General features: G+C 58.1%; 20 protein-coding genes. 9 read left to right on the forward strand and 11 right to left on the reverse strand.

Annotated elements, in window-relative coordinates; translation table 11 throughout:
* Positions 1-14: 14 nt before the first annotated feature.
* From DYQ94_RS08715 to DYQ94_RS08725, 3 genes are all read right to left on the reverse strand, one after another.
* Positions 15-587, reverse strand: a complete 573-nt coding sequence (locus tag DYQ94_RS08715; protein ID WP_226426886.1) for an RNA polymerase sigma factor — start codon at positions 585-587, stop codon at positions 15-17.
* Positions 588-909: 322 nt separating this feature from the next.
* Complete coding sequence (locus tag DYQ94_RS08720; RefSeq protein ID WP_126965214.1) at positions 910-1,140, reverse strand: hypothetical protein; 231 nt, start codon at positions 1,138-1,140, stop codon at positions 910-912.
* A gap of 137 nt (positions 1,141-1,277) precedes the next feature.
* On the reverse strand, positions 1,278-2,111 hold the full coding sequence (locus tag DYQ94_RS08725) for an oxidoreductase (RefSeq protein ID WP_160955265.1): 834 nt from the start codon (positions 2,109-2,111) through the stop codon (positions 1,278-1,280).
* 90 nt (positions 2,112-2,201) lie between these two features.
* On the opposite strand from DYQ94_RS08725, the gene DYQ94_RS08730 reads away from it, so the two are divergent.
* The 4 genes from DYQ94_RS08730 (at position 2,202) to DYQ94_RS08745 (ending at position 5,576) form a co-directional block, all read left to right on the forward strand.
* Positions 2,202-3,134, forward strand: coding sequence for an AraC family transcriptional regulator (locus DYQ94_RS08730; protein WP_065032165.1), 933 nt, complete (start codon positions 2,202-2,204; stop codon positions 3,132-3,134).
* Between the two features lie 62 nt (positions 3,135-3,196).
* Positions 3,197-3,400, forward strand: a complete 204-nt coding sequence (locus DYQ94_RS08735) for a hypothetical protein (protein ID WP_126965216.1) — start codon at positions 3,197-3,199, stop codon at positions 3,398-3,400.
* A 102-nt stretch (positions 3,401-3,502) separates the two neighbouring features.
* Entirely contained in the window at positions 3,503-3,913 is a 411-nt protein-coding gene (locus DYQ94_RS08740) for a transposase (RefSeq protein ID WP_237475037.1), read from the forward strand.
* Between the two features lie 166 nt (positions 3,914-4,079).
* A complete protein-coding gene (locus tag DYQ94_RS08745) occupies positions 4,080-5,576 on the forward strand; it encodes a hypothetical protein (RefSeq protein ID WP_126965217.1) in 1,497 nt (498 codons plus the stop codon).
* 175 nt (positions 5,577-5,751) lie between these two features.
* Here the strand turns inward: DYQ94_RS08745 and DYQ94_RS08750 are convergent, their stop codons facing one another.
* Positions 5,752-6,672: a hypothetical protein gene (locus DYQ94_RS08750; protein WP_126965218.1), complete on the reverse strand. Its 921-nt coding sequence runs from the start codon at positions 6,670-6,672 to the stop codon at positions 5,752-5,754.
* 284 nt (positions 6,673-6,956) lie between these two features.
* Here DYQ94_RS08750 and DYQ94_RS08755 point away from each other — a divergent pair, with 284 nt between their 5' ends.
* Both DYQ94_RS08755 and DYQ94_RS08760 read left to right on the forward strand, forming a co-directional pair.
* Positions 6,957-9,086, forward strand: a complete 2,130-nt coding sequence (locus DYQ94_RS08755) for an ankyrin repeat domain-containing protein (RefSeq protein ID WP_126965219.1) — start codon at positions 6,957-6,959, stop codon at positions 9,084-9,086.
* 63 nt (positions 9,087-9,149) lie between these two features.
* A complete protein-coding gene (locus DYQ94_RS08760; RefSeq protein ID WP_237475035.1) occupies positions 9,150-9,950 on the forward strand; it encodes a hypothetical protein in 801 nt (266 codons plus the stop codon).
* Positions 9,951-9,993: 43 nt separating this feature from the next.
* Here the strand turns inward: DYQ94_RS08760 and DYQ94_RS08765 are convergent, their stop codons facing one another.
* From DYQ94_RS08765 to DYQ94_RS08785, 5 genes are all read right to left on the reverse strand, one after another.
* A complete protein-coding gene (locus tag DYQ94_RS08765; RefSeq protein WP_237475034.1) occupies positions 9,994-10,413 on the reverse strand; it encodes a hypothetical protein in 420 nt (139 codons plus the stop codon).
* Between the two features lie 217 nt (positions 10,414-10,630).
* A complete protein-coding gene (locus DYQ94_RS08770; protein WP_241235221.1) occupies positions 10,631-11,116 on the reverse strand; it encodes a hypothetical protein in 486 nt (161 codons plus the stop codon).
* 59 nt (positions 11,117-11,175) lie between these two features.
* On the reverse strand, positions 11,176-12,330 hold the full coding sequence (locus DYQ94_RS08775) for an XVIPCD domain-containing protein (RefSeq protein ID WP_237475033.1): 1,155 nt from the start codon (positions 12,328-12,330) through the stop codon (positions 11,176-11,178).
* Between the two features lie 34 nt (positions 12,331-12,364).
* Positions 12,365-12,772, reverse strand: coding sequence for a hypothetical protein (locus DYQ94_RS08780; protein WP_049818005.1), 408 nt, complete (start codon positions 12,770-12,772; stop codon positions 12,365-12,367).
* Positions 12,773-13,110: 338 nt separating this feature from the next.
* A complete protein-coding gene (locus DYQ94_RS08785; RefSeq protein ID WP_184428946.1) occupies positions 13,111-13,527 on the reverse strand; it encodes a SymE family type I addiction module toxin in 417 nt (138 codons plus the stop codon).
* A 727-nt stretch (positions 13,528-14,254) separates the two neighbouring features.
* Between DYQ94_RS08785 and DYQ94_RS08790 the strand changes: the two genes are divergently transcribed.
* Positions 14,255-14,569, forward strand: coding sequence for a hypothetical protein (locus DYQ94_RS08790; RefSeq protein ID WP_160954854.1), 315 nt, complete (start codon positions 14,255-14,257; stop codon positions 14,567-14,569).
* Between the two features lie 12 nt (positions 14,570-14,581).
* Positions 14,582-15,049: a very short patch repair endonuclease gene (locus tag DYQ94_RS08795; RefSeq protein ID WP_160954855.1), complete on the forward strand. Its 468-nt coding sequence runs from the start codon at positions 14,582-14,584 to the stop codon at positions 15,047-15,049.
* Positions 15,050-15,084: 35 nt separating this feature from the next.
* On the opposite strand, the gene DYQ94_RS08800 is transcribed toward DYQ94_RS08795, so the two are convergent.
* Together DYQ94_RS08800 and DYQ94_RS08805 are read right to left on the reverse strand one after the other, a co-directional pair.
* A complete protein-coding gene (locus DYQ94_RS08800) occupies positions 15,085-16,125 on the reverse strand; it encodes a response regulator (protein ID WP_160954856.1) in 1,041 nt (346 codons plus the stop codon).
* 10 nt (positions 16,126-16,135) lie between these two features.
* Complete coding sequence (locus DYQ94_RS08805; RefSeq protein ID WP_160954857.1) at positions 16,136-18,316, reverse strand: sensor histidine kinase; 2,181 nt, start codon at positions 18,314-18,316, stop codon at positions 16,136-16,138.
* 74 nt (positions 18,317-18,390) lie between these two features.
* Here DYQ94_RS08805 and DYQ94_RS08810 point away from each other — a divergent pair, with 74 nt between their 5' ends.
* Positions 18,391-19,389 carry a DNA cytosine methyltransferase gene (locus tag DYQ94_RS08810; RefSeq protein WP_160954858.1) on the forward strand — a complete coding sequence of 333 codons (999 nt, stop codon included), beginning with the start codon at positions 18,391-18,393 and terminating at the stop codon, positions 19,387-19,389.
* The last annotated feature ends 4 nt before the right edge of the window (positions 19,390-19,393 follow it).

Here is a 19,393-nt window from a genome sequence, read left to right on the forward strand (position 1 = left end):
GTCTTGCAGCCCGGTTACTGCGGCAATTCCCCCACCGCCGCGCGGCACGCCAGCAGCGCACGGCTGATGTGCTTCTCCACCATCTTGGTGGAGATCCCCATCTTCGCGGCGATCTGCGGATAGGTGAGCCCGTCGAACCGGCTGAGCTTGAACGCAAGCCGGCACTTCGGCGGCAGCTCGAGCAAGGTGCGCTTGAGCAGCACATCGAGTGTCTGGCGCGCATCGGCAATCTCGTCCACGCCGGCCTCGTCGGCGCTGATCGGCGCAACCTGGTCCAGCGACACGTGCTGCGCCGCCAGCCGCCGCTGACGCGAGCGCCGCTGCTCGATCACCAGGTTGTGCGCGATGCGGTACATCAGCAGCCGGCGGTCGCCGATGTTGGGCGCATCGCGGTACACCATCATCCGCGAGAAGGTCTCCTGCGCCAGGTCTGCCGCGGTCTCGGCATCGCGCGTACGGCGGCGCAGGTACACCAACAGCTCGGCATGCAGTGCGGCCAGTGCCTGGTCGAACTCGGCGCGGAGACGGTCCCTCTCGGCGAGCGACGGCTGCCCGCGCGCCATGGGCGGCCCGTCACGCGAGCTCATCGTGATCGCCGCGCCTTCGGCCAAGTGCCGCTGCCCACCAACTTCCCCACGCATCCTGCGACACGACGCACCAGCGCAACGCGCGCGCGAGGGTCATGCAAGTGGATCTGAACATGAGCAGTGCAGCCGAAAGATGGAGAGTGGGTGGTGGGCGCCGCACCCCGAACCGCAGCCCCACCTCTTCCTCTATGACGGCAAGCGATGCTAACCCCCTACGTTTTGCGCGTCAGTCAGCCTCCGTCCACATCAACACACACGTGCTGCACACCTCAACCCTGTCACTTGCACCGGCGATACTGCATGACCGATTCGCCGTCAGAAATCACCAGATGCTTGCCCTTTCCAGATACGGGTCATCCGTTCTTCCAGCTGGTGCGAGATCCGACGTGGCGGACACGATCCAGACGTGAGGTTTGTAAGCAACAAGGCCGATTGCTACCGACGTCGTTCGGCACTCGTACGACGCATCGTCCGCCAAGTCTGGTTTCATCAACACCAAAGCCGTCACTCCATCCTTTGGCAAACGGGCCAGAAGCGCGGAATCGGTGTTCATTGCCCTTCATGAACTGAACTACCTGCCCGGTGCCACCCCCGCTACCCCGTGTTGTAGGGGCGCCGATCGGTGCTCGCGATAAGACTCATCGCGCTCCCCCTCCTCGCTAGCAAGTGCGCTGCACCAGAGACGCATCTTCAGCCGTCGGTTGAAATGGTCACCTTTTCCCAATCGGCGATGGACGCTGCGAACGCAGCCAGCTTGGCTCGCACCAGCGTCAACGCATCGCTCCCCAGAAGCAAATGCGCCGGCGGATTTTCCGCGGCAATCACCTTCAGCATCGCGCGTGCTGCCTTCACCGGGTCGCCTGGCTGCTTGCCACTCTTTTCCGCGCGGGCCTGGCGGATGGGATCAAAGATGGCGTCGTAATCCGCGATGGATCGCGGCGCCCGCTGCATCGAACGCCCCGCCCAATCGGTGCGAAACGAACCCGGCGCCACCGCTGTCACCGCGATGCCTAGCGGACCAACTTCCTTGCCCAGCGTCTCGGAGATGCCTTCCAGCGCGAATTTGCTGCCGCAGTAGTATCCGATGCCGGGCATGGTGATGTGGCCGCCCATCGAGGTGATGTTGAGGATGTGGCCGCGGCGGCGCTGGCGCATGTACGGCAACACGGCCTTCATCATGGCGACGGCGCCGAATACGTTGACATCGAACTGGCGGCGCATCTCCTTGAGAGGCGACTCCTCCATGATGCCTTCGTGGCCGTAGCCAGCGTTGTTTACGAGGACGTCGACCGGGCCGACATTCTCCTCCACTTCGGCGATGACGCCGTCGATGGCGGCGAAGTCGGTGACGTCGAGGAGGCGGCCATGAACCTTCCCGGGAGCGAGGTCTTCAAAGACGCGTTTCGCCGCCGCGTTGCGAACGGTACCGATGACCACGTGGCCCTGGGCGACGGCTTGCCGGGCCAGGGCACGGCCCAAACCGCTACTGACACCGGTGATGAGGAGGGTCTTCGGGTTGCCCATGGGTGCTCCGTTGGTTGGTCTTGGAATGCATAATCCGCCACCATTGCCAGGTCGATAAGTCACAATTGGCTTTTATTCTTGCCTATTCCTATGGATGCTCCGAAGGCTCGCACGCTCAAACTTCTGCGCGAACTGGCACCCGACGAGGGCTATAACCTCACGGCGGTGCCGAGCGTCCGCATCCTCCGCTCCGACCGGGCGCTTGCCCGCACGCCCGTGCTTTACGACCCTGGCATCGTCATCGTGTGCCAGGGCCGCAAACGTGGCTACTTCGGCGACCAGCTCTACCTTTACGACGCGGACCAGTACCTCGCCGTCTCGGTGCCCGTGCCTTTCACGATGGAAACGGACGCCACGCCGGCCCACCCCCTGCTGGCCCTCTACCTCCATCTCGACTTCCCGCTCGCCGCGGAAGTGGCGGAACAGATCGACCGCAAAGGCCAGGCCGACACTCTGCAGCCACCGCAGAGCATGATGTCCACGCCCGTGGACGACGCCATGCGCGATTCGGTCCTGCGCTTCCTCGAGGCCATGCAGAAGCCACTGGATGCCGCCGTCCTCGGCCCGGGACTGCTACGCGAGCTCTATTTCCGCGTATTGACGGGCGCGCAGGGCAGCGCCATGCGTAGTGCACTGGCCATGCGCGGCCAGTTCGGTCGCATCAGCCAGGCGCTACGTTTGATTCACGCCTCATATCCGCAGCCCCTGGACGTGGCGCGACTGGCGAGCGAAGCAGGCATGAGCGCGCCCAGCTTCCAGAGCCACTTCAAGGCGATCACGCAGGTCTCGCCCATGCAGTACGTGAAGTCGACGCGGCTGCACCAGGCGCGGTTGTTGATGGTGCGGCAATCGCTGACGGCGGAAGCGGCGAGTCATGCGGTGGGGTACACCAGCCCATCGCAGTTCAGTCGTGAGTTCCGGCGGTTGTTTGGTGCCACGCCGGCGGCCGAGGCGCGGAGGATGCGGGAGACGTTTGCAATTCCCGAGGCATTTGCGGATGCGGTGTACGTCTCTTCGCACTAGCTAAGGGAACCGAGGCAATTAAACCGCATGGCTCTTTCCGCTTGGAGGAGCGCGGAGACCGCATGTTGCCGGCCTGCGCACGCGCGGTATTTCAGCAGCGCTACGACCGCAAGGACTATCAAGCAGCGTTCTCTACACTGTCTCCCGTCCTGACGCAGTGCGGGCAGACGCCGGGATGGGACGAGGAGGGAAATATGCGCAACGACGTGGCAATCGTCCAAGACAAGACTGCCCAGTACGCGCCATGCCTGGAAACGCTGCGCTAACGGGGTCAGGTTCACTTCCTAGCCAAATTTCAGGCTACGGCCTCAGTTTTCGTGAGGGTTTCCTCGTTATCAGTACCAACGCCGGGCTGCGAGTCTTGTGCCATGGCCAGACTTCCATGCATCGACTTTCCCGGCATCCCGCAGCACATCGTGCAACGCGGGAACAACCGCTTGCCCTGCTTTCTGGATGATGGCGATCGATTGCGCTATCTGCACCTGATGCATGAGGCCCTGCACGCGACAGGCTGCCAGTTGCACGCTTACGTCTTGATGGACAACCATGTGCACTTGCTAGTCACGCCACCTGATGCGGGACGGATCGGGCAACTGATCCAGCGGCTTGGACGAAACTACGTCGCAGCATTCGTCTTCATTTGCAGCAGCAGCAGCAGCGAGCCCTGGGCCACGACGCCTTCCGCGCAATGGTCGAAACCAAGACCCACCGCTTTGCGGGCGTCAGGCCCGCTCATCGCCCACACAGACCGAACACCGCCGACTGATAAGTTAACCTGACTCCGTTATTGGCTTGAGATGAAAAGCGCGCAGCAGCGCACGAACAGGCAGCGGATCCGCGCCGGGCGGCACGGCTCCCGCCCGCGACCTTTCCCGCTCACGCGGTCGCCCGGACCACTGGCATGATGATGCCCGCACGTTGACCACTGACGTACAGGAGGCACGGATGTCACAACACGCTATCGAGGAGTTCATCGAACGCTGCGTCCAGCTGGTCGATCGCGGCAGCTTGAGTCGCACGCACAAGGCAGCGCTCATGCGTAGCCTGCTTGGGCTGCAGGCGCGTTACGACACCGGCCTGACCTGGTTCCGCGTGCACACCGAGCTACTGCGCAATGGCGTGCTGGTGCGTACGGCGGTCGAGGAGATCGACGATGCGACCCTGCGCGCGCAGGCCCTGGCCGCCGAAGCGCCGGGTTGGCTGGAGGATGCACAGGGCGAGGTCTATCTGCAATGGCAAGACCAGGCACGCGTGGTCTACCGCCAACCAGACACCGGCCACACGCTACCGCTGGCAGAAGTATTCGGGGACGTTCTCAACCTCGCCCACCAGGCCGATGACAGCGCGTTGTTCACCGATTGCTACGGCCTGTTGGTCAACGGCTGGCTGGACGATACCTTCGACGCTGCCGACGGTATCGCGCCCACCCTGGACGGCCTGCTCGCTTCCGACACCTTGCGCGCCATCCGTGCGCTGGCCGCACTCCGCGCGCTCAAGCCTCGCCGTGGCGCACCCGAGGACCTGGCCGTGCCGCGGCTGGCCGACAGCGGCACCTCCGGTGAGATCGAGCGCGAGATGGGTCTGCGGTTTTTCCTGCAGCCCAAGCGCACGCCTGCGGCGTTACGCACTGCGCGTGACAAGGCCACACGTCAGCGGGTGCGTCTGCGCGAGCTGCTCCCGCAACTGGTGGAGCAACACCTGGGCACATCGCTGCGCGCTGCTGGCTGGTCTGCTGTCACGGTTGAAGCGAGCCATCGTTGGCAATGGATCCGCGACCACGACGGCAGCCGTCAGTGTTTGTGGGCCAGCTATGACCCGACCCTGGGCGAGCTGATGGTCCAGGCGGGGCTGCAGCATGCCCGCCTGCTGGCCTGGCAGCAGCGCGCGGCGACCACGCAGCTGCATGACCTGCATTGCGTGGCTGATGCGGCCACCTTCCTGGGCAGGCAGGTCATGGACAGCGCCGACGTGGGCCACTACGGCGGCTGGGTACTGAATCCAGCCCACAGCGACGCCGTGCTGAGCGCTACCCTGGCCCGTCTGGCGACGGCACTGCCCGCACTGGATGTGCACTTCTTCAGCCGCATCACCGATCAGCTGGCCGGCCCCTGGTTCCAACGCTCCGCCGACACCTGGCTGCAGCTGCTGGAACACGGCGACGACAACGGCGTGGTGCCGCCCGAGGTGATATTCGCCAGCCCGGACAGCGTGCTGCTGGTATTCGTGTTCTTCCACCTGGAGTGCGGCGAACAGACACGTGCCAACGCACATGTCGAACAGTTGCGCCAGCGGCTGGCCGCACGCGCTCGTCCAACTGTCTGGCATCGCCAATGGCTGGCGCCATTCCTGCAGCAGTGGGAGCACGGGGCAGGCACTGCGCCCATGCCACCGCTGCTGCACCCGCTGCTGCTCGATCACCTGCGCGCAAACGATGGCGCCTGATTGCCGCACCACGCCGCCGATACGCGGCTGGCACGACTCAGGCGTGTGTACGGAGGCCTTGCAGGTCGACATCTTGCTGCCGCAAGCCGCGGCGCCGCGCAGGCAACGCGGCGCCGCATTCCGAGGCCTTGTCCGCTTGCAATGCCGGCAGCGCACAGGCATCGCGCACAGCCCCTCAATAGCGTAGCGCCTCCGCTGTGGGTGCCACCGGCTCAAACCGCGCCTTGCTGAAGTCATGCAGCAGCCGAGCCGCCTGCTCACCCTGCTCGGAATAGCGCCGGAAATCGCTTTTGCACAATCGATACAGGCAGCCGCCGCGCGCGAACACCAGGTCGCCGCCATCCCAATCGGCCCAGTCGGTGCCGGGCAGGTCCACCAGCACGGCGCCGTCGCGATCCAGCACGCGATGATCCAGCGCATACCAGGCATCGTTCTGGCGCCCCACGGCACGCAACAGCGATTGCAGCCGACGCCCGCCACTGCCGTCCTTCTCCCACACGCGTGGGCGCGTGAAGCCGTAGAGCACGCCGCTTCGCAAACCGCCGCGTTCGCCCTCACCGCCGTCGAGCGTTCGCCAGCCAGCGCGCTGCCGCAGCATGCTGTCGATCGGCTCGTCTTCGCCACCGCCGGACCATTGCCCGAACGGCCGCACCGTCATCCCGTGCTTCAGACCGAAGCCGGTCGGAAGCGGAAACGGCTCGCGGCCTGCCTGCGGCTGATGATTCAACAGCAGCGTCTGCTCGTCCTCAAACGCACCACCGCCACCCCACGCATCCCCCTTGGGCCAGAGCGCCAGCGCGGTGAAGAACGGTGGGCGCGACAGCGCTGTCCAGGTTCCGAAATCGCCCTTGTGCTTGGCCGCGAAATACACCAACAGCCGCCCCGACGGCGACAGATCGCAACGCCGCTCGTAGATGCGGCCCTTGAACCACTGCCCGTGCTCGAACGTATCCGTGCGCAAGTCCCAGCGGATCAGCTGTACCTGCTTGCTGGGCCCACGCCGGAAGATCACCCCGGTGCGTGCGTCCCGCGCCAGCAGGACATACAGCCGTGTGGCTGAAACCAGGGGTTCCTGGCGATGGGATATCGGGTCCATGCGAGTGCCTCCGTGCGCCCTATCCTACGCAACCGTACGACACCTGCGCCGCCCCTGCCCCACACGCGGCCAGTGATCGCCTAGGATTTCAGCGCAACGCAGCACCTGCAGTCAGCGGCCTGGCCGACATCCCAACCCGCGTCGGCGGCTGATGCGGCAAGACCTTGTCGCGCGTTTAGCGCTCCTACGTGCATGCTTGCCCGCAGACGCCTCGTCCCGTCGCCAGACGCAAGGAACCGCTTCTGATCACGCTCTCCCGCCGCCAGTTTCTCGATGCCGGCCTCATGGCTCTGACCACCTCAACGCTGCTCGGTGCCTGCGCCAAGCAGGACAGCGCCCTGCACACGCGCTGGAGCCAGTGGCAGGCAAAATGGCGCTGGATGGAAGCCATCGCCCGCAAGCGCCGTTGGCAGGTGACGCCGCTACGGATCGCCCCGCCTGCGACAGAACGCCAGCTGCTATCGCTCGAACGCCGTCACCGCCTGCCGATCCCCGCCCAACTGCGTCGCGTCCTGCGCGAGCTGTCGGCGGAGGTGAGCTTCGGCTGGTACGTGCCCTCGCATCTGCGCGCGATGGAACAGCAAGACCTGCCGTCGATGAGCTGCAATCGCGACACGGTGTGGAGCCTGACGCACATCGATACGATGGCCCTGCCCGTCTTCCTGGACTGGAAGCAGGAGCTGGCCACGCGCGATCTGTCCGAGGCACCCAACAGTCCTGCACTGTGGGAACACCAGTTCGCTTTCTACAACCTCATCAACGGCGACTGGCTGACCATCGACACCACGCATGCGGATCCGGCCAGGCAACCGGTACGCTATTTCTCGCACGAACTGGAGATGCTGCACGGCCTGGCGCTGGCGCCGGACTTCTTCAGCTTCATCACCCAGATGTCGGCGCTAGGCATGGCCGGCACCGAATGGGCCTCGTGGATGCGCTTCGGCAACGGCCAGAGAGACGACACCTTCTACCTGGATGCCGGCAACCAGGGCTCAAAGGCGTGGCTGGCCTGGCTGCAACGCGACCCGGCGCAACCCGACCCCGATACGCCGCCGCTGCCGATCGTGGAGCGCAGCGCTGCCGATCGCGCATTGCTGGACGCCGCACGCGCCAATTCACTCGTCGGCGTCGAGGCCGCATTGCTGGCAGGCGCCGTCCCCGACTGCACGCCGGACAGCGATTGGCTGATGGAACACACCACATCCGACCAGGAGTTTTCCACCGCCATCCATTACGCCACCCGGCACGACAACACGGCGATGATCGAGCGCCTGCTCAAGGCCGGCGCAACGCTCAATACACGGCTGCTGCCGCTCAATACCGCGGTCAAACACGGCACGCTAGCCACCGTGCGCTGGCTCATCGCGCACGGCGCACGCGTCAACGGCTGGGCCAATCAGCGGTACTGGCCGCTGCACGACCTGGTGGTCACCCGCGGGCCGATCGCCGCAATGACGCGCGCGCACTACCGCCAGCACCTGATCGACAGCATCAGCATCGGCAGCCTCGACTCACTGGATGGAATGATCGCCCAAGCCAAGGACGCACAGACCCGCGCGCGCTATCGCGCCGCCAAGCGCGCCCTGCAGCAGGCCAGCGAGGAGGCGGTGAAAGACGTCGACAGCAAGCTGCACAACCACCTCAGCCTGCAGGACTATCTGGACATGCTGGAAGCGCTGCTGGACGCCGGCGCCGACCCGGACGCACGCTGGGACAACGGCACCACCATGCTCGGCTGGGGCGGCGTGGCCACCGCACGCGTGCTGCTGGCACACGGCGCCGATCCCAACGCACGCGACATCCACGGCACCACGCCGCTGCACACCGCCAGCACCGGCGAAAAGGTGCGCGTGCTGGTCGCCGGCGGCGCCGACATCAACGCGCAGGCCATCGCACAGAACACCGACGACTCGCAGCACTACACACCGCTGCAGTCGGCGCTGCTCTCCCACACGCTCGATGGCGACAGCCCCATCACCGCGCTGCTGGAACTGGGCGCGGACGCCACCCGCACCGACGCCGATGGCCGTTCGTCGCTGGCCTATTGCTTCCAGCCGGACCTGGTGCGCCTGATCATGAGCAAGGGGCTGGACCCGCTGGCCCTGCAACCGGGCCAGCAAACCCTGCTGCATAACCTCACCGCCCGTCACTGGCTCCCGCGCCACACGTTCCCGAAGGAAGTGGCCTTTCTCGATTTTCTGCTGAGCCTGGGGATCGACATCAACGCGCGCGACGCCAGGGGCCGCACCCTGCTGCACTACGCCGCCGAACAGGAAAGCAACGATGAGAGCGCGCCCAACTACGCCCTCGTCCTGGCCCGGGGTGCCGACAAAACCATCAAGGACAACGATGGCAAGCGCGCCGTCGACCTGTTTGCCGCCTCGTTGCAGACTGTGCGGGCGGCATTGCGGTGATGTGCATCAAGGGTGATGTCGATGTCCATCGCTCCATCACCTCCGGGACACCACAGCAGACGCATGGACAGGAAAACAAAAATCCCCCTTCTGACGCTGGCCTGTCTGGCATCTATGGCACTTGCCACCACGCCATGCCTCGCGCAGCCGCCTGCCGGCGCGCCCGAATTCGCACCAACCTTGGACGACCCCGCAGCAAGCGTCGCCCTGGTGCCCGGCGAATACATCACCGAAAAGGGATGGGGGCATCTACTACTGACTAGGCACAAGCAATCGCTACGATTCTCTTTGGAAAGCACCACTGGCCAAGCCATGTGCTTCCTGGAAGGCGTGATTGATGGAAGACAAGGCATTGCCACAAGCGAGACCGGCCTCACGGATTGCCAAGTGCAATTCGCGAACACCGCCGAAGGTGTCAACGTGACCACCACCACGCCGGTCGAGTGCAAATCCTTGTGCGGCTACAACGGCGGTTTCGAAGCACCTTACCTGCGGGCCAAGGATGGTTGCAGCCGCAACGCCCTTGCCCGCACGCGCGCGGCATTTCAGCAGCACTACGACCGCAAGGACTACAGGACGGCATTGACCACCCTGTCCCCGGTCCTGGCGCAATGCGGGCCGACACTGGACTGGGAAGAAGAGGGAGAGATCCGCAATGATCTGGCGATCACCCAGTACAAGAACGCGCTTTATGCGCAGTGTCTGGAAACGTTGAATGCCTATGCCGAAGATGCAGCGACAGACGACGACGCAGTGATGGAGAACTGGCCACCGGTCCTTGCGGACCGCTATCTGGCAATCGTACGCGCAGCACGAACCAATCTTGCGTTATGCAGGAAAGCGCTGGCCAGGCAAAAGAACTAGAGCATTCACTATCAAATTCGACCAGCCACACGTGGTGCGCGGCTCAGCTTGTCCCGATGCCCAAATACTCCTGCGCAACCGCATACCTGGCTTGCACAGACCCCCAGATTCGACCGCGGCTCAACCCAACTGCGCGCGCTACCCGCTGAAACTCGACAGGCCCTTGATAGCCCGGAGACTTCTTCTTGATCAGGATGCGATCGGATGGCGTGACACAGCTGTCCTCAAGGGAATTGCTCACATGTGCCTCATCCACGAAGAACTCTTCATAGGGCAACGGCAGCACGGATGTCTCTCCGTCGCGATCGAACTTCAGCAACAGACTGTCATCGCGCTCGAAGCACAGCGTCTTCCAAGGGAAATCGGTCAGCTTGCCGGCTTCGACCACCGCCGAGTCCTTGCCGGCCAGCAGCGTCACAACATGTTCGGAAAACTGTTTCTTTGAGATCGGTGGCTCGGTCATGGCACATCCTGCCAAGGCGGCAACGACCACTGCGACCGATGCCGAAACGTAAGAACGGAAGATAACGAATGACATACGGCGCGGCCCCTTCCTGCGGTAGAGCGATGTTTAACCAGAAGCGCAATGCACGCGCATCTTGGCAGGAGTAGCGATTTGCCCTCCTGATAAATTCCGGACCCAGGCAACTAAGCAAGTCGTTGACATCCTGATCGGGCAACTACATTAAATTTGAGTAGTCACCGATCTGATTGCAGATCTCTGAGGGCGGATCATCCACCTTGACGACTCTTCGCAATCCCTTCTCCAACTCCCCCTCAGGGGCAACGACATGATAGACGAGATAGAACTCCTCTCGACTTTTCCAGAGGCTAAATGTCGACAGCTCAGAAAATCGAAGGACATGCCCATTCGAATAAGTTGCGTCAAAGCTGCATTCAGCATAAACACCGATTCCACAACTCGCATCCAGATAGCGCAGCCCCTTTCGTCCACCGAGATCAAAATGATAAGACCGGCCGTTCTCGTCCTCGACGATCTGCGGCGTCATTCGCAGCGCCTGAGGTGTGCTTGTGCTCTCCCAATCCAGAACCTCTGCACAGAGTGAGGGGCCGGAGGGCTTATCCATCCCATATTGAGCGAATCTCCAGGTGCAACCCGTTGTAACGAGAAAACAGAACACGACGTAGATCAGCGAATTTTTCACAGGCACCTCTCAGCCTTCGTCGCACTCAGTGACAGCCGGTACCGACGACATGGAATATCTCAGCGCGCTATTGATGGTCCTGTCTGGGTAACGGCTTGCTGCGACTGCTCCAGCGCCTGCTGCTGTTCACGTGCCTGGGCCTGAGTCTGGTTGATTGCCTGCACGCGATCGAACGACTGGGTCTCTGGTGCCTGCACGGCGTCCACCGTCGGCATGTGTGTGCGCTGGTGTGCCGGGTCGTTGAGGGCGCCCTGGACGACAAAGACCTTCTCGCCGCCGGCCAGCTGACCTGTTGGGTTGTTGAGCACTACATGATCCACCCGCGACAACCCTTCCTCTTTGGCCAACGCAAGCAGGCTGGCGGTCATACGCTGGCTTGCCCCGTCCCACTCTTTGCCGTGCTGGGCGTCGAGCTGCAACACACCACTTTTGATCTGCTGGTACAGCGTGTGGTCCGCATGGCCTGGCTGTGAGGGCAACAACGGGGTCTTCGGTAGTGTCAAGGGTGATTCAGGGCCAAGTCCACCCTGCTTCACATCAGAAGAAGCGATATCACTAACGGCTCCGGGCTCCGGCCGCCCTTGTTTAACCTTCCAGGGGACAATGTGTTTGTCGTAGTAATCGCCATAATATTGCTCGTATGTCTTACTTGGCCCAACCGAAGGTTGTTCCGTCTTGAATATCTGGGCGATCTGATTCAACGCCGCATTGCGAGTGATGCGGCCTGCCATTTGTTGATCGGCAATTGCTTCGTACTGCTGCGGCCTATTTCCGCTACCAGCGATACCAATATCTGGCCCTTGATTATTCAAAATCTCACGCCGAACCAGTGCGTTACTGAGCGTTGCTGCAGCTTCGCCGCGGAGCATGTTACTCACATAAGCTTGTTTGGACGAATAATCAGGAGGCTCGGCGAACCGATGATGACCAATCTCATGCGAGAGCGATGCGGCGAGTCGCCCGCCCTTGCCGATCGCATTCTGGTCAATCACGATCTCCTTGTCAGGCACTATGTAAGTGCCCCCGCCTGCATTACCCCACACAACGCCTATGCCATCACGCTTGAGCTGAGATAAGCCTGCTTGTAGCGTAGGTGACTGAGCAAGAAATGGAGTAAGTGCGGGGTCTTTCAGCGGAGAGGTGGGCGGTGCGCCGGCAGATGATGCACCCACCTGCTTAGGTTGCGGAATTTTTGATTCTTCATTGCCTTCCATCGCATTTCCTTTGCTTGAGCAACTAAGCCTTTAGTCACATTTTATTGATCGAGATATAACTTAGGTGCGCCTGGTCTTCAGTCAGACCAAACGTGACTTTTGTACGGTCAACCGTCATCACCCAATATGCTCTCGAATCGGGTGCATCCGGACGTGGTGGATAGGGCATAGCATCTGCCCAGGGGGCATGCACAAAGGTTGGACCAGGCGGAGAAAAATCGATCAACAACTTTCCACGCGATGGATCATCTGTTGCATTACTGAATTCAACGCGCTGCAATTTCTCACCTGCCAGTACACCACTCTCGCTGACACGCAACTCTCTTTCCCCGTCCAACTGGGGTGGTCCGAGTTGAGTGTGAAGTTGAGCACTGATGGCAGCGCTGTCTTGGAAGTCAGTTGCGATCAAACGATCTACATCTTGCTTGAGGCGTTCCGTCACGTCTTTGCTCCTGGTTTCAACGGAGGGCTTTGCAGCCGCTACGGCCGATTGATCGCGTGGAGTGCTGGGGGCACATCCCGCATGAAAGGTGCATAGTGCCAGCAGTGCAATTGGTAACAACGTTACCTGAGGGAAGGCATTACGTCCTTGGTTAACTTGCCGGCCATGGGATTTCCCAAGGTGAGGAGCCATCTCTCTGATCCTGCGCTAAGAGTGTCGCTGAAATTTAACACGTCAATGACCTCAAATCAGGCGGCGGCAGCAAGTACTTCACGTGGTTCTGCGTTCGCAAGATCGGCTAGCGGCCGACGGATTCAGCTCAATGCGGCGGGCGGCGCTCACCGACGCGCCCTAAGCTGCTTTGCAGGCACCTCCACCGGCGGCAACACCTCCATCAGCAGCTGCCCTTCGCTGGCGGTGATGCGCAGCTTGGTCCCGATGGCAAAGCCCAGTTGCTCCAGCCATAGGCCGCTGAGGCGGACGTGGGGCACGTGCTGGTCGCCGGCGTGGTCGTGGGCGCCGGGGTAATGGGTGTAGCTGACGGTGCATTGGCGCGGGCGGCGGGCGCGGCGGGGTGCGCGTAGCGTGCCGGGGCCTTGCGGGGAGGCGTCCGGGTCGGGCGGCAGCATCGGTGGCAGCTTGGTGCGGTCGGGTTCCACAACAACCCACTGCACCCGCTTGGGCGGCGTGGGGCGCGTATGCGTGCGGATGGGCCGTGCGCTGGCAGATGCCGTAGGTGGGCGGCGGCGTGTCATGGCGCCTCCGGCTGGTGGTTGGTGGATGCGACAACGCACTGCTGCAACACCACGGCTCTGCGTGCGAACGTGTGGCGCGAGGTGTGCGGTAACACAGCGAGCTGGCAACCCGGCGGATGCGCGGAATGGGCGCTCGCCTGCTCAACAGCTGCGCGTGCGACGCGCCGGCGCAGCACCTCGCCCACATCCCAACGCAGGCGGTGAGCGGAAGCTGGCAACAGATCAACCGGTACAGATGCCGGCATGGATGGTGCGGTAGACATGGCAATGCCCTCCTGGAACAACCCAAGAACCGCCGCCAACGGCGACGGGATGTCGGGAGGTTCGAAACCGTACATAGTCGGCGGGCATATTCCCCTTGCGGGTGTTGTATTAGCCGCCCTCCCGACGCAGGCATTGCGTCGGCTTGTACCTGCACAGGATGCAGGCACAAAAAACCCACCGGTTTGACGGAGGTGGGTGCCGCTATGTACGGAGTTTCGACGCTCCTTAATCCGAAGGCTGCAGCGAATTCGCGGCAATGTCAACCTCTGTACAGTATGATTGAGCGAAGAGTCTCCGAAAGCACATCGCGTCGACCTGTGATCCAAAATAAGAGCAGCGCTATAAATTACTTATTTAATAGATTAAAATCGCATCATCGTAAAAACATACCGTCCGTGCGGGCATCACGAAAATTAATTCCTACCAAATGCCGTAAAGCAATTTTTAATTACTGGAAAACATTGTGGCCCATCAGCCTATTGATACCGTACTAACCGCCGATTTTCTCGCGGCAACACTTAGAGAATTAGCTGAAACGGGCTTTGTTACGGATGAGCATAGTTTCGCTCCTTATCGCGAAACTATCAATGTTCATTTCTCAGCCATTCAAGACGCACTTGAGCAAGAAGGCTTCGAAGGCAGCCTGCTACCTGGCTACCTCAATCACCCACAAGCCGGTTACGCGTATTACATTTATGACACTGAGAAATTTACAAGCCGACAGGATGCCGAGAAAGCTATAAATTTATGGCTAACAAGCCGCCATAGCGACCAATAAAGGATTCTTCACATGACCGACATCGTCACACCTGCTCAGCGCTCAAAAATGATGTCCGGCATCAAAGGCAGGAACACCAAGCCAGAAATATTAGTCAGGAAATTCCTCCATCAACGCGGTTACCGCTATCGACTAAATCGAAGGAATCTTCCCGGTTGCCCAGACATTGTCCTTGCCAGATATAACACCGCCATATTTGTGAACGGTTGCTTCTGGCATGCCCACGAGAACTGCCCCTATTTTAAAATTCCCGGTACTAGAACTGAGTTCTGGACAAAGAAAATTCTTTCCAACATAGAGCGCGACGTTGTCGCAGTAAGCGACCTACAAAATCTTGGCTGGCGAGTCGCTATAATTTGGGAATGTGCTCTAAGAAGAGTAGCACCTCAAGCACTACTCGAGCTCATTAATTTCCTGCAGGGAAAAGAGTGTCTAAAAGACATTCGATGGAATCAGCCCCCCCAAATTTCAATCCAATAGAGATACCTACGCTCTAACCAATTCTGTTAACGGCACTATTCTGAAGAGAAATTTGGCGTTCCAATTCTTCCGAAGTATGCTCCAAAACGCTCTACTAAAGAGGGCACAAATTGAGGAGTGAGGGAAGCCCACCTATGGTTTGAAAGCTCAGTTGGCACTTCAGCAATTGGAATTGCTTTAAGCTCATTGAATTGAGCGAACCATGGACCTAGAGGAAGTCCGGCGGCATCTAACAACTGTGGCAGAAAATGCAATTTAGCAGACCCATCATGTTGAGCAACTTTATTTTTCTCTTTTGGCTTTGCAGCTCTCCAACGATCTGAGATATCGAGACACTTTGCAACTAATACAGAAGTAACTTTGTTAGGGCTTGCAAGATCGCAGCGCGGGGTCACTACAATCCAAAGCCCGTCTGCCTTTTTAATCAGGTCACCGGTATCCAGCCGATCTTTTATCGGAGGAAGAAAATAAGTCTCTTCCGGATGTGCACATCCGCCATCGGCGTCGAGAAGAGCATCATGAATATGAGCTACTACATGCCTAGCCAGCATTGGTGAAAATATGTCTGGATCATTCGCCGCCCAGTGGGTCCAGCGAGGCCAAATAGCCTTAAAAAAAACGCGCGCGGTTTCTCGCTCAATCGCTTCCCGAGTCGATTGCAACTTCATGAGCATAGGTCGTTGACGGTCTAGCCATTCAAATACTTGATCTACCCCGTCACCGCGATCAAATACCTCCACCTGCGGATATTGTTCAGTTTCTGCCTCCTGCCCCTGACCTGTATAAATGGCAATAGCAACTGGATGTGTTTGATAGGCGTACCTCACTAAAGAGTTACCATGATCATTAGGCTGATCTTGTGCATTTGGCTGAAGCCTCAAATCAACAACAACTGCATCAATTTTATTATTTGCCAAGCATGACTTCGCTTCAAATACAGATTTTGCGGTCAATGTAGCCACACTAAATCCACGCTTATCCGCATCAGCGTTATAAAATTCAGCCCTATCCATCCAAGAATCAATATTTGAGTCTTGGTCTTCAACCAATAATACTTGCAGAACTGGCATCTTCATACCCCCAATTTTAACTTTTTTGAATTTGCACAACAAAAGTTGTTAAATCCGCATCCATATCGTATTCAACCTTGCCTTTGCTTGCGGACATAGCCTCCCGAGCTATAGCAAGGCCCAGCCCAGACCCCTCCGACTTCAAGGTAAATCCAGGCTTAAACAAATTCAACGCCAAGTTTGAATCTATAGGCGGGCCATTGTTTGAGACAGCCACTCTAATAAATTTTTTTGAGGAGCCAATTTGAATTTTTATTTGCCTAGGGGAAACGGGGCTCACACTAAGCCAATGCACCGCATTATCCAATATATTTAATATAGCTGCCATCAGGTCAGCTTCATAGACCGTCGCTTCTAACAGATCGTTTCGCGGATCTTTTTTCACTTCAATTTTATGCTCTAGCATCGAATCTGAGAAAAAGCCAAGACACCTATCGACTACATCCATTGGATTAAGTGACTTTGGCCTACCTCTCTTGCGACTCGCCAACGGGTCTAGGGCCTTGAACAGCTTGGTTAAATGACCCGCAGAATCATTTATTAGTCGTGCATTTTTGCCAAATGAGTCGCGGAAAGTAATACCGAAAGCACTTTCTTCGAGCAGCCGCGGCGCTCCATCAGCAAGTAATTTAGAACGTGTATTTATGTCCCCCAGAAAACGACGACCATCATGTAGCATCTGCGAGACCACTAGCCCGAGACTTGATTGAGCAGCAAGTTTATGCTGATAAGCCTCTAGCTCCTCAAGTGAATTTCGAAGTGCTGCACTTTCTTGCTTAAGAGCTCTTTGGATACGATCTCTGTACTGGGGTGGGAGTGAAGCGATCGCTTTAGTAGTCGCTTGGAGGGTTGCTTGAGTCCGTATTCCGCCGGTATCTCCATCAGGCCGCCGGCTGATCCCGACCATCTCCCTAAACTCAACTCTAAATGCTTCCACACGAGTCATGACATCAGCTATCAAATTACGAAGCCGAAGGAAAGACCCATTATGCTCCAACCCTTCACGGCTACTTCTTTCAACGAGGCCTGAAATTTGCTCATCACAGATGCTAATAACACCCCAAAGTTGGTTAAGTCCTAGCTTCTGGGAGGGATTCTGAACACGTTTTCTCTCGAGCTCTAGCCAATCCGAGTCCGCATCTCCGTAAGGCCTAATTCTGAAGCCATTCCTATAAATTCCAACACCGATATTCTCATCAAGTATTTTTCTCGCGTCCATTCGCCCTACAGAGCCAAGCCCAAGCTTTTTGAGTAAATCTACGATCGCATCGCCCTCGCGATCATATATATTCAGCGCTATCGACACAGGCCCGCATGTTCTTTCATCCTCAGCAAGAGCAGAAGCTGGAATCGAAATATTTCTTTTTTGCCCATCGGCGCGCTGATTTATAAAAGCCCCATCAAAAGCACCAGACTTATCAAAGCTGCCCTCAAGGCGATAATGGTAAACATCACCTATGGAGAATGGCTTGATCTCTGAGATATCGTCAGCATCGAACTCATCTTCAGTCTTAAACAAACCGCCAAGGAGGGAAGGCCCGTCGAATCCATGCCCGTCTTTTGAAAATTCGGATATATCTAGAAATATTTTGAATCCGCGATGACGTGCTTCGTCGGGAGATGCCAGCCTTCGTAGCTCGCGGACAAGTAACTCAAGCTGGGCTTTTGTCCAATCATCTCTGAGGCCAGAAATTTTCAACCATACCCCAGGCGTTCCACCCGCTTGTCCGACCCGTGTCTGAACGTCAATATTTATTTCATCAAGGTACTTGTTTTCTTCGAATTCATTCCAATCAATATTTATCTCACTCACTTCAAGAGCATCAGAAGATTTCTTAGCGCAAGTTAAGCTAAGGAAACGCCCAAGACGCGCGGTCGCAAATCTCCCGACCCCTTTCGCTCCAAGAAGACGACGATTTCCCGGACTACTTTTACGCTCCACTTTATCTGTTGTAGCAGGCTCTAGCCATTTACTTATGAGATCATCCGCAGACATTCCATGCCCTGCATCCGCAACATAAATAATCCCAGTCGTCTCAAGGGAGCTATCGGAGCGAGGTATGATTTTAATCTTTACCCAAGGCGAATCCGCATCAAATGCATTCTTAACCAGCTCAATTAGTGCCGCTTCCGGACCACTTATTAGCTGGTCACCAATCGTGCGTACAATCCTTGCTCGCGGTCTTAGCTTTGCCACTTCCCTCTCCCCTACATGGCTTTTTATTACAAACAGTAGCTTCCAGCATTAGATCTTAAGCTATCATTCCTTCTATGAATACATTTGTCGATCTTTTTTGTGGCGGGGGCCTCGGAGCTCGTGGGGCGGTGCAAGCAGGGCTGAGGCCGCTTGTGGCGGTAGACCTATGGGACATAGCCTGCCGCACGTACCGTGACAATTTTCCAGACGCTATCGTAATCAATGATCGAATAGAGCGAGTTAATCCACTTGACTATTGCGATGCTAGATCTCTCGACTTATTGATTGCCTCTCCGGAATGCACCAATCACTCTGTAGCTAAGGGCTCTGCGCCGAGAGATGAATCCAGCAAAGAAACTGCAATGCATACGGTTGACTGGATCCAGTCACTAAAACCAAGCTGGTTCGTCATAGAAAATGTCAAGGAGATGAAATCCTGGCACAGATACTCCGAACTCCTCCAAAAATTAAAAAATATTGGATATGAGATATCAGAGAATCTTATTAACTCAGCCGATTATGGCGCTGCTCAAAGCAGAGTCAGGCTATTTTTGGTTGGTGGCTTAGAAAAAACGCCCCCAAAAATCTCTCCGCCCGATAGGGTACAGCGAAAAACTGTGCGTGACATACTCGACCCTCCCGGAACTTGGACGATGAAACCTGTTTTTGTGGAGGGACGGGCTGATGCCACAAAAAAACGGGTAAAAGATGCCATTTCTACATTAGGACCAAACAGCGAATTTTTGGTAGTTTATTATGGCTCAGGTGGCGACAAATCATGGCAATCACTAGACACACCTTTACGAACAATCACCACGATTGACCGATTTGCGTATGTCAAGAAGCAAAGTAATCGCTGGCAAATGAGAATGCTACAGCCTTCAGAGCTAGCCAGGGCCATGTCACTTCCGGAGGAACATCGCCTTATGATTGGCACACGCCGCGAAAAAGTACGTGTATGCGGAAATGGTGTTTGCGCAGTGGTAATGAAGCGAATAGTTGAACAACTTAGTGCGATTAGCGAATCGGATCCAATTTGCACTAAAGCTAAAGTAATGGAAGAAAATTTCTAGATTT

The organism is Xanthomonas sp. LMG 8993, from assembly GCF_009835065.2.
GTDB lineage: Bacteria > Pseudomonadota > Gammaproteobacteria > Xanthomonadales > Xanthomonadaceae > Xanthomonas > Xanthomonas arboricola.